The sequence below is a fragment of the Pseudomonas sp. NFACC39-1 genome (assembly GCF_900110355.1).
Lineage (GTDB): Bacteria > Pseudomonadota > Gammaproteobacteria > Pseudomonadales > Pseudomonadaceae > Aquipseudomonas > Aquipseudomonas tehranensis.
Genome location: NZ_FODL01000004.1, coordinates 549,266 through 559,361, shown reverse-complemented (window position 1 = coordinate 559,361; position 10,096 = coordinate 549,266). Strand labels below are relative to the sequence as shown.

12 protein-coding genes are annotated in these 10,096 nt (G+C 59.1%); 6 read left to right on the top strand and 6 right to left on the bottom strand.

Features of this window, described 5'->3' with window-relative positions:
* The 3 genes from BMY45_RS11970 to BMY45_RS11960 all read left to right on the top strand — a co-directional run.
* Positions 1 to 286, top strand: a 286-nt coding sequence (locus tag BMY45_RS11970; RefSeq protein ID WP_143071633.1) for a transposase, incomplete at its 5' end; no start/stop codon positions are given.
* Positions 287 to 612: 326 nt separating this feature from the next.
* Entirely contained in the window at positions 613 to 1,032 is a 420-nt protein-coding gene (locus tag BMY45_RS11965; RefSeq protein WP_092397735.1) for an organic hydroperoxide resistance protein, read from the top strand.
* Between the two features lie 35 nt (positions 1,033 to 1,067).
* Positions 1,068 to 2,081: an alpha/beta hydrolase gene (locus BMY45_RS11960; RefSeq protein WP_092397733.1), complete on the top strand. Its 1,014-nt coding sequence runs from the start codon at positions 1,068 to 1,070 to the stop codon at positions 2,079 to 2,081.
* A gap of 208 nt (positions 2,082 to 2,289) precedes the next feature.
* Here the strand turns inward: BMY45_RS11960 and BMY45_RS11955 are convergent, their stop codons facing one another.
* Together BMY45_RS11955 and earP are read right to left on the bottom strand one after the other, a co-directional pair.
* The gene (locus BMY45_RS11955) at positions 2,290 to 2,859 is read right to left on the bottom strand and encodes an elongation factor P (protein WP_003199385.1); all 570 of its coding nucleotides are present in this window, start codon (positions 2,857 to 2,859) and stop codon (positions 2,290 to 2,292) included.
* Positions 2,860 to 2,907: 48 nt separating this feature from the next.
* Positions 2,908 to 4,041, bottom strand: a complete 1,134-nt coding sequence (gene earP, locus BMY45_RS11950) for an elongation factor P maturation arginine rhamnosyltransferase EarP (protein ID WP_092397731.1) — start codon at positions 4,039 to 4,041, stop codon at positions 2,908 to 2,910.
* A 124-nt stretch (positions 4,042 to 4,165) separates the two neighbouring features.
* Between earP and BMY45_RS11945 the strand changes: the two genes are divergently transcribed.
* Entirely contained in the window at positions 4,166 to 4,552 is a 387-nt protein-coding gene (locus BMY45_RS11945) for a hypothetical protein (RefSeq protein WP_092397729.1), read from the top strand.
* A 2-nt stretch (positions 4,553 to 4,554) separates the two neighbouring features.
* Positions 4,555 to 5,037: a GreA/GreB family elongation factor gene (locus BMY45_RS11940; protein ID WP_092397727.1), complete on the top strand. Its 483-nt coding sequence runs from the start codon at positions 4,555 to 4,557 to the stop codon at positions 5,035 to 5,037.
* A 10-nt stretch (positions 5,038 to 5,047) separates the two neighbouring features.
* Here the strand turns inward: BMY45_RS11940 and cysB are convergent, their stop codons facing one another.
* From cysB to BMY45_RS11920, 4 genes are all read right to left on the bottom strand, one after another.
* Entirely contained in the window at positions 5,048 to 6,022 is a 975-nt protein-coding gene (gene cysB / locus BMY45_RS11935; RefSeq protein ID WP_018603112.1) for an HTH-type transcriptional regulator CysB, read from the bottom strand.
* A gap of 111 nt (positions 6,023 to 6,133) precedes the next feature.
* Complete coding sequence (locus BMY45_RS11930) at positions 6,134 to 6,634, bottom strand: universal stress protein (RefSeq protein WP_092397725.1); 501 nt, start codon at positions 6,632 to 6,634, stop codon at positions 6,134 to 6,136.
* A gap of 96 nt (positions 6,635 to 6,730) precedes the next feature.
* Positions 6,731 to 7,636, bottom strand: a complete 906-nt coding sequence (locus tag BMY45_RS11925; RefSeq protein WP_092397723.1) for a 5'-nucleotidase — start codon at positions 7,634 to 7,636, stop codon at positions 6,731 to 6,733.
* A 20-nt stretch (positions 7,637 to 7,656) separates the two neighbouring features.
* Complete coding sequence (locus BMY45_RS11920) at positions 7,657 to 8,610, bottom strand: putative 2-dehydropantoate 2-reductase (RefSeq protein WP_092397721.1); 954 nt, start codon at positions 8,608 to 8,610, stop codon at positions 7,657 to 7,659.
* Between the two features lie 317 nt (positions 8,611 to 8,927).
* On the opposite strand from BMY45_RS11920, the gene BMY45_RS11915 reads away from it, so the two are divergent.
* Positions 8,928 to 10,004: a 3-deoxy-7-phosphoheptulonate synthase gene (locus BMY45_RS11915; RefSeq protein WP_003199364.1), complete on the top strand. Its 1,077-nt coding sequence runs from the start codon at positions 8,928 to 8,930 to the stop codon at positions 10,002 to 10,004.
* Positions 10,005 to 10,096: the final 92 nt, after the last annotated feature.

Below are 10,096 nucleotides of genomic sequence, written 5' to 3'. Positions count from 1 at the left end.
AGATGCTTTCATTGCCTTCTTGGGAATGGATTTGCGAGTGTCGAAATCAGGACAAAAAGACGGTCGCCGCAGCTTGAGTAAACGAGGCGACCCGGAAGTACGCCGGCTTTTGCACAATGCCGCCATGTCGGCTAGTCGCACATCTGCTTGGAAAGGCTTCTATGAAAAGCAAAGAGCTCGCGGTTTCACTACCACTCAGGCGTTGGTAATGCTGGCTCGCAAGCTTGCCCGGATCGTATTCGCTCTGCTGAAAGGGCAAAGCGAATACCAACCAAAAGCGGCTTGAGGGCTTCCCCTCAACCATAGAATCTCCCACAACGATCTGTGTTGAACACAAAAAGTGCGTCCACCAAGGATCAAAATGTGGGAGCGAGCCTGCTCGCGATGGCGCCAGTCCGATCACCTCCTGACCCCTCGCCCCTCCCTGGAAAAAAATTTCAGCTGATGAAAACGCTCTAGCTCAAGGGATCCACGCCGTTTGAGCGAGCGAAATTCAATTTTCTTTAAAAATTTATCTTGCGCGCAAAATATTAGCGCTATACATTTGCCTCACACCTACTTAGCGCGCAAACATTTAGCGCTGTAACAGCAACCCGAAACGAGGCTCTCACCATGCAAACGCTCTACACCGCAATCGCAACTTCCACCGGCGGCCGTGATGGTCGTGCCATCTCCAGCGACAACATCCTGGACGTCAAACTCGCCACCCCCAAAGAACTCGGCGGCGCAGGTGGTGCGGCAACCAATCCTGAACAGCTGTTCGCTGCCGGCTACTCAGCCTGCTTCATTGGCGCCCTGAAATTTGTTGCCAGCACGAGCAAACGCAAAATCCCGGATGACGCCTCGATCACCGCCCATGTCGGTATCGGCCAGATTCCCGGTGGTTTCGGCCTCGACATCGACCTGCACATCAGCTTGCCGGGCCTGGACCAGGCCGATGCACAAAGCCTGGTGGATGCGGCTCACCAAGTCTGCCCGTACTCCAACGCCACCCGCGGCAACGTCGATGTGCGCTTGCACGTCACCGTTTAACCAACCTCTTGCGACCTGTACTTAAGGAGATGCACATGAACACCTTCAGCAAAGTTTTGACCGGCACCCTTCTGGCACTGAGCGTCGGCAGCGCGTTCGCCGACGGCATCGTGGAACACAACACCCAAGCGTTTCTCAATGCGCTGAATGCCGGCACCGGCAAGCCACTGGAGCAACTGTCGCCCAAGGACGCCCGCGCGGTACTGGTCGGCGCCCAGGCAGGGGTGAAGCTGAGCTTGCCCAAGGCCGACGTCAGCGAGAAGACCATTGAGGTCGATGGCCAGCCGATCAGCCTGACCATCGTCCGGCCGGCCGGGGTCAAGGGTGAGCTGCCGGTGTTCATGTTCTTCCACGGCGGTGGCTGGGTATTGGGAGACTTCCCAACCCACGAACGGCTGGTTCGCGATCTGGTGGCCGGATCAGGTGCCGTCGCGGTGTTCGTCAACTACACACCCTCTCCGGAAGCGCACTACCCGGTAGCGATCAACCAGGCCTACGCGGCCACGAAATGGGTGGCCGCACACGGCAAGCAGCTCAACGTCGACGGCAAGCGCCTGGCGGTGGTGGGCAACAGCGTAGGGGGTAACATGGCCGCTGTCGTGGCGCTGATGGCCAAGGACAAAGGTACGCCGGCAATCAAATTCCAGGCCTTGTTGTGGCCAGTGACCGACGCCAGCTTCGAGAGCGCATCCTACAAGCAGTTCGCCGAAGGACACTTCCTCACCCGCAACATGATGAAGTGGTTCTGGGACAACTACACCACCGATGCCGGGCAACGTAACGAGATTTATGCCTCGCCGCTGCGGGCAACCATTGCACAACTCAAGGGCCTGCCACCCGCGCTGGTACAGACTGCCGAGGCCGATGTTCTGCGTGATGAAGGTGAAGCCTACGCCCGCAAACTGGACGCCGCTGGCGTGCCGGTCACGGCGGTACGCTACAACGGCATGATTCACGATTATGGTTTGCTCAATGTGGTGAGCCAGGTACCAGCGGTGCGTTCGGCGATGTTGCAGGTGTCCGAAGAACTGAAACAACATCTGAAGTGACTTGTGGCGCAACCCTGTGGGAGCAAGGCTTGCCCGCGATGAACACAGCGCGGAACCGAGGCGTCTGGATCGCGAGCAAGCTTTGCTCCCACAGGGCAGGATTAAATCCCCTCGCCACAGTCTCCATCCCGCCCTCTGTCTGAACAGGACCCGCAGGCATGAAAAAGCCCGACTCAATGGTCGGGCTTTTTCATACACAAGACTTCGCTTATTTAGCGCGGCCTTTGTAGGAACCGCCTTCGCGGGTATCGATCTCGATCATGTCGCCGATTTCGATGAAGTCAGCGACCGACAGTTCGGTACCGTTCTTCAGTTTGGCAGGCTTCATGACCTTGCCGGAAGTGTCACCGCGAGCGGAACCTTCGGTGTAGTCAACCTGACGCACGATGGTGGTCGGCAGTTCTACGGAGACCAGACGCTCTTCGAAGAACACGGCTTCGCAGACGTCGGTCATGCCTTCTTCGATGAACGGCAGAACGCTTTCGATGTCTTCGGCGTTCAGCTCGTACATGGTGTAGTCAGTGGTGTCCATGAACGTGTAGGTGTCGCCGCTGATGAAGGACAGGGTCGCTTCTTTGCGGTCGAGGATCACGTCGTCCAGTTTGTCATCGGCGCTGTAGACGATCTCGGTTTTGTAACCGGTCAGCAGGTTCTTCAGCTTGGTCTTCATGATCGCGCTGTTACGACCCGACTTGGTGAACTCAGCTTTCTGAACCAGCCAAGGATCGTTTTCGAGACGGATCACGGTCCCGGGTTTCAGTTCTTTACCAGTTTTCATTGCGAATATCCGAATTTGGATGGGATTTACAAAAATCTAGGCCGCGTATCATATCCAATTTACATAAAACTTCACCAGCGCTGCGGCAAGATCGGGTCGCGAGGCCTGTTCCAGACACCATGCCTGGGCATGTTCGAGCAGTTCCTGCTGCTGTTGATCGACCATTTTCCAGTGTTCGGCCATGTCCAGGCCAGCATTCCAGGACCGCCAGAGACCGCTGATCGCTTTTTCAGCCGGCTGCGAAAGACCGTGGGTGTACAGCCGGAGAAAGGCCTCGAGTTTTTCCAGATGAACGTCTTCTTCCTGCTGGTAGATATGCCAGAGCAGCGGCCGCCCAGCCCATTGGGCGCGCACGAAGGAGTCTTCACCCCGCACGGCGTTGAAATCGCAGCACCATAACAGTTGATCGTACTGATCCTGGCGGACGAACGGCAGCACCTGAACCGTCAGGGCGCCACGTCGGTGTACCGCACCGGCCTTCAGGCCATCGATGCCCAGCCAACGCTGAACATCGCCAAGGACCCGCCCTTCGGGAATCAGCACATGCGAGGCGCGGGAATCGGCCACCATGGCATCAAACCAACTCGCCAGCCCGGCGTTTTCGTAGGCAAACAGCGAAATCAGCCGTGAGTCCGGCGCCCGTTCCACTCCCAGCGCCTCCAGGAAAAGCCGTTGCGCCTGGGCATCCTGCTGAAACTGTTGGCGCTGCTCCAGAAGGCCGGCTTCACGCAACAGGCCTCCCGTTCCCTCCCGAAAACCCGGAAAAAAGAAATATTTCTGCACGTGCTTGTATTTGACTGAGGGTAATCCGTGGCAGCCGATCACCCAATCTTCCGCACTCAGGTAATCGAGGTTCATCCACAACGGCGTGGTCTGCCGCTCGGCCATCGCGTCCATGTAGGCGCTCGGCAACTGACAGGCAAACGCGGCGATGACCACATCGGCAGCATCGGTGGACGGCCAGATCTCAGGCCAATGGCAGACTTGCACACCCTGCTGCCATTGCTCGCCGAGCGTGATGTCGATTTGCGGGCACAGTCGTTCAAAGGCCCGCAGGTCATCGACCCATAGCCGCACCGAACATTGATGCTCGGCCACCAATTGCCGAGCCAGGCGCCAAGTGACGCCGATGTCGCCAAAGTTATCGACGACGGTGCAAAAAATATCCCAACGCACGGTCATTCCCGACTCCCTGTGGCAAAGGCCTGATTGTCCCGCATTAAACCGATGATGCAGAAGAGCCGACGGCGATTAATCTTCATGCGACAATCGCCGCCTATCATGTGTTCATTGCCAGGAAGCAGCCATGTCCGATCACCCACCAGCGCCACGCCTTAGCGCCTTGCAATTGACCGTCAGCATCGCCCTGGGTCTGTGGCTGGGGTTCCTCGCCATCGTGTTGACCGGTTGGCTGCTGTCCAGATTCCTGTTCAACGAACAACTGGCTCCAGTGGCCGCCGCCGTGCAGCAACTGGGGCAACCGCCGGCGGTGCAACCGGCCCCGGAACCGCCAACCCCCATGTTCGAGCAATACCAGCAAAATCTGCAACGAAACGAGCAACGACAGGCCCTGGATCAAGCCCGCAGCGATCCTCGCAACCTGTCCAACCCCAAGTGTCAGTTCTGGCTGCAACAGGACCAGAATGCGCCCAGTGAAAAGAGCCGGGCCAACGTTTTGCAATTTTGCGATTGATCATGAACAAACAGATCGTCCACCAACTGATTCTCGACAAACTCAGGATTGACCTGGATGTCGCCGAGCGCGCCGCGCAGACGGCCTACGAAACCGCGACCCACGAGGAAAACATCGCCGAGAACAAATACGACACCCTGGGCCTTGAAGCGTCTTACCTCGCCGCCGGGCAAGCCAGGCGTGTCGAAGAAATCCGCCAGGCCCTCGCCCTCTGCCAGAACCTGATACTCAGGCCCTACGACGAACAGCGCGGCATTCAGATTGGCACGTTGATCGGGCTGGCAGATGAGGATGACCGCCAGCAATGGCTGTTTCTGGGGCCGGATGCCGCGGGGTTGAAAGTGTCACTGGTGGGCCAGCCGATTACCGTCATCACCCCTCGCTCGCCGCTGGGACGAAGCCTGCTGGGCAAATTCGAAGGGGATGAAGTAGAGATCGTCGTCGCAGGCGCCCGGCAACAGTTCGCTGTTACCGAGGCGATCTAGCACTCACTGTTCAGTGCACCGGTAATTCCACACCGTCGAACAGCTCTTCGAGCTCCTGCTTGTTGTGGCACTGGATGGCCTTGGCCATGACTTCCCGGGTCAGGTGTGGCGCGAATTTTTCGATGAAGTCGCACATGAAGCCACGCAGGAAAGTACCGCGCCGGAAACCGATCTTGGTCACGCTGGACTCGAACAACTCGCTGGCATCCAGCACCACCAGGTCGCCATCGAGCTTGGTATCGACGGCCATTTTCGCCACGATGCCCACGCCCAGGCCAAGGCGTACATAGGTTTTGATGACGTCGGCGTCGGCGGCGGTGAACACCACTTTCGGGGTCAGGCCGCGATGGCTGAAGGCTTCGTCGAGTTTCGAACGGCCGGTGAAACCGAACACATAAGTCACGATGGGGTATTCAGCCAGGGCTTCGAGCGTCAGCTTCGGCAGCTTGGTCAGTGGATGGCCCTGAGGCACGACCACGCAGCGGTTCCAGCGATAGCACGGCATCATCACCAGATCGCCGAACAGTTCCAGAGCCTCGGTGGCGATGGCGAAATCCACGGTGCCATCAGCGGCCATTTCGGCGATCTGCATCGGCGAGCCCTGGTGCATGTGCAGGGCCACGTCCGGGTATTGCTTGATGAAATTGCTGATCACCGGCGGCAGTGCATAACGGGCCTGGGTGTGGGTGGTGGCAATCGACAGCGTGCCTTTTTTCTCGTTGGAAAATTCCTGGGCAATCTGCTTGATGCTTTCGACCTTGCGCAGGATTTCCCCGGCCGTGGTGATGATGCGCTCACCGGCCGGGGTCACGCGGGTCAGGTGCTTGCCGCTGCGGGCGAACACTTCAACACCCAGCTCATCCTCCAACAGGCGGATCTGCTTGCTGATGCCAGGTTGCGACGTGTAGAGGCTTTGGGCAGTAGCGGAAACGTTGAGGTCGTGGTGCGCCACTTCCCAGATGTAGCGCAGTTGTTGAAGCTTCATATGTATCCCTCAAAGCAGTTGGACGCCACGGGCATCAGCGACGGTATATAACTATATGAATGGTTGTATTAATTAATCTAGAACTTTTTATAAAAAAGCCACTACTTTGCCTCAAGCCTCCCCCTGACGTCGCCGCTGCACCAACGGCACCAGGTAGACCGGTACCCGGGATAACTGCAATACCCGCGCAGCGGTCCTGCCCAGCGGTGTTTCACCGCTCGCCCCTTGGCAGTGACTGCCTACGATCAGCAAATCGACAGAGAGTTTCGCAGCCTGTTCGAGAATGACCTGGGATGGATCGCCCTGGAAAACCCGCACCGACTTGATCAGCTTCAAGTCCTGCTGCCCCTCCCCCAACTCTTCGCGAAAGCTGTCGAGCACCCGCTGCTCAATGTTGGCCATCACCGTATTCAGACCCTGGCGATGAAATTCGTTCAGCGCTTGCTCATCGAGATAACTTTGCAACACCGACTCCGCGAACAGCCCCATCGGCTCTACCGCGTGCACCACATACAACTCGGCTTCGAACGTCCGTGCCAACGCCAAGGCATGCTGCATCACATAAGGGGCGTAAAGTCCCAGGTCTGTGGCGTACAGCATCGAACGAATCATGTGACCTCCTCGCGTGCCAGAATGGCGGAGATGGATTCAGCTTAGCAGCGCCTTGAGGAGTACGACGTCCAGCGTAACGCCCTAAACAACGGGCAGTCAGAGCTTCACTTCATTGCTGATGCCGTGAGGCACATGACCCGTGGCGACCACCTCGCGAGCCAGTTCGCAGTGGCCGGTCTGGTCGTCGAAAAAGACGTCGGCGGCAAAGGCTTCGAGAAACGCCGATTTGGTCAGGCCGCCAAGAAACAGCGACTCATCCAGACGAATATCCCATTCGCGCAACGTCCGGATGACGCGCTCGTGGGCCGGTGCCGAACGGGCAGTGACCAGCGCCGTGCGAATCGGACAGGCGTCTTCGGGGAATTCGCGTTGCAATGCATTGAGCGCCGCCAGAAAGCCCTTGAACGGCCCGCCTCGCAGCGGCTCACGGGCCGCCTGCTGCTCGCTGGCCTGGAACGCCGCCAGGCCGCCGCTCTGATAGACACGCTCGGATTCGTCGGAAAACAGCACCGCATCGCCGTCGAAAGCGATGCGCAGCTCCTCACTGGCGGCGCGGCTGGCACCGCCCGACAGAATGGTCGCCGCGGCAAATCCGGCGTCCAGGGCGCTACGCACATCTTCAGCGTGGGTGGACAGAAAAAGATCACAGCCGAACGCCTTCAGATAAGGGTAAGGGCTGCGACCGCCGACGAACGCCGCGCGGGAAATCGCCAGCCCATAATGATGAATCGAGTTGAACACTCGCAGGCCGGTGTCGGCGCTGTTGCGCGAAACCAGAACCACCTCGACCCGCGCACGTCCCAGATGCGCGTTGAGGCTCAGCAGCTTTTGTACGAGCGCGAAGGCGTCACCGGGCTCAAGGACTTCGTCCTCATGCTCAATCTGATATTGCCGGTAAGCCTCGACGCCGCCCGACAGATACACCTTATGGCTTTCACTCAGATCGAACAGCGCACGCGAGGAAATCGCCAGCACCAGTTTGTCATCGATGTTGTTTGCCATGTCGCTCCCCTATCGCCTGATCAGCGGTTTCGTCGGTCCATAAATGCCAACGCCTGATACAAGGCTTCGATTTTCGGCAGCTCGCAACCGGCCCTTTTCGCCGCCGCCAGTGGTCGGCTGTAAATAGCTTCCAGCTCCAGCGCACGCTGGTGGGAATAATCGTGATACATGCTCGGCCAGTAGTCGGGCATCTTTTCGGTCATCGCAAACAGATACTCGGCGTAACCCGGCGCAACGTGGTGACCACACGCTTGAGCGCCTTGCACCACCTCCGCCATCAAAGCCTGGATCAATCCTCGGCTGTCACTGTCGGCCATCAACGGCGTGGTACTGGCGCCTAACAGAACCGAAAGGCCGTTGTAGGGCACGTTCCACACCAGTTTCTGCCAGCGCGCCTGCCGCAGGTCGGGCATGGCTTGGGAATCCAGGCCGGCGGCACGGAACAGCCCGGCCCCCTGCTCGACAATCGCCATGCGTTGCGCCTGATCGTGGCAAGGACCGCTGTGGTAACCGATGTTGACTGCACCGAGGGCCTGGTGAGCGATGACGCCGGGACCGACGCGATGTACACAGATCAGGCACAGGCCGCCCAGCAGATGCAGCGAATCGGGCAGCAACGGTCGGAGGTCGTCTTCAACATCAAGGCCATTTTGTAGCAACAGGACCTTGGCCCCATCAGCGGCAGCTTGAATGATGGCCGGGGCCAGGTCGGCATTGCTGGTGGTCTTGGCACCGACCAGCAGCCAGTCGCAGGGTGGCATATCGGCTGCCGAGCGATAGGCCTGGACGGGGTCGAGGGCCAACGTGCCGTGAACCGCGCTGTCGATTCGCAAACCGGCTTCGGCCACCGCGGCAAATTCGCTGCGCAGTAAAAAATGCACATCAAAACCGGCGCGAGCCAGCATCACGCCATAGAACCCACCGATCGCCCCCGTGCCGATCATCCCGATCCGCGGTTTAACGCCTGCCTGCATCGTTGCCACTCTCCTGGTAAAAAGCCCCTGCACATCATTACACAGCCTGGTTCTGTAGGAGCTGGCCAAGCCTGCGATCTTTTGCTCTTTCGCGCTCGACTCACTCGGCTGTGGAAAGATCGCAGCCTCGCTTCGCTCGACAGCGCCTACGAGTCCAGTGGGAGCAAGCGCCTTTGCCATAATTAAACCGGGCCCTGCCCATTGTCGAGCCACCTCGTAACGCGCTAAGGTTCCGCTCCCCGACGCGCTTAAATTCGCTGTGCACCGCCGCGCGGGGATCGCTGGCGGCCGGCACCCGTGACCTGACGAGTAACACGATGGCTGATTTACCGATCAATGACCTTAACGTCGCCTCCAACGAGACCCTCATCACGCCTGACCAGCTCAAGCGCGATATCCCCCTGAGCGACGCTGCACTGCGCACCGTGACCAAGGGCCGGGAAGTCATTCGCAACATTCTCGACGGCACCGACCATCGCCTGTTCGTGGTCATCGGGCCCTGCTCGATCCATGACATCAAGGCCGCCCACGAATATGCCGAGCGCCTGAAAGTGCTGGCGGCGGAAGTCTCCGACACCCTGTACCTGGTGATGCGGGTGTATTTCGAAAAGCCGCGCACCACCGTCGGCTGGAAAGGCCTGATCAACGATCCGTACCTGGACGACTCCTTCAAGATCCAGGATGGCCTGCACATCGGTCGCCAATTGCTGCTGGACCTGGCCGAAATGGGCCTGCCCACCGCCACCGAAGCCCTGGACCCGATCTCCCCGCAGTACCTGCAGGACCTGATCAGTTGGTCGGCCATCGGCGCACGGACCACCGAATCCCAGACTCACCGTGAAATGGCCTCGGGCCTGTCCTCGGCCGTGGGTTTCAAGAACGGCACCGACGGCGGTCTCACCGTGGCGATCAACGCCTTGCAGTCGGTTTCCAGCCCTCACCGTTTCCTGGGCATCAACCAGGAGGGTGGCGTGTCGATCGTCACCACCAAGGGCAACGCCTACGGTCATGTGGTGCTGCGCGGCGGCAACGGCAAACCGAACTACGATTCGGTCAGCGTCGCGCTGTGTGAGCAGGCACTGAACAAGGCCAAGATCAAGCCGAACATCATGGTCGACTGCAGTCACGCCAACTCCAACAAGGATCCGGCGCTGCAACCGCTGGTGATGGAGAACGTCGCCAACCAGATTCTGGAAGGCAACCAGTCGATCATCGGCCTGATGGTCGAAAGCCATTTGAATTGGGGCTGCCAGGCAATCCCCAAGGATCTGGCCGACTTGCAGTACGGCGTGTCCATCACCGACGCCTGCATCGACTGGAGCGCCACCGAGAACACCCTGCGCAGCATGCATGCCAAGCTCAAGGATGTGTTGCCTAAACGTCAGCGTGGCTGAAGAAAAGATCGCAGCCTCGTTGCACTCGACAGCTCCTACACAGCTCCTACACATATTTGGAGCGGGGATGTAGGAGATGGCGAAGCCTGCGA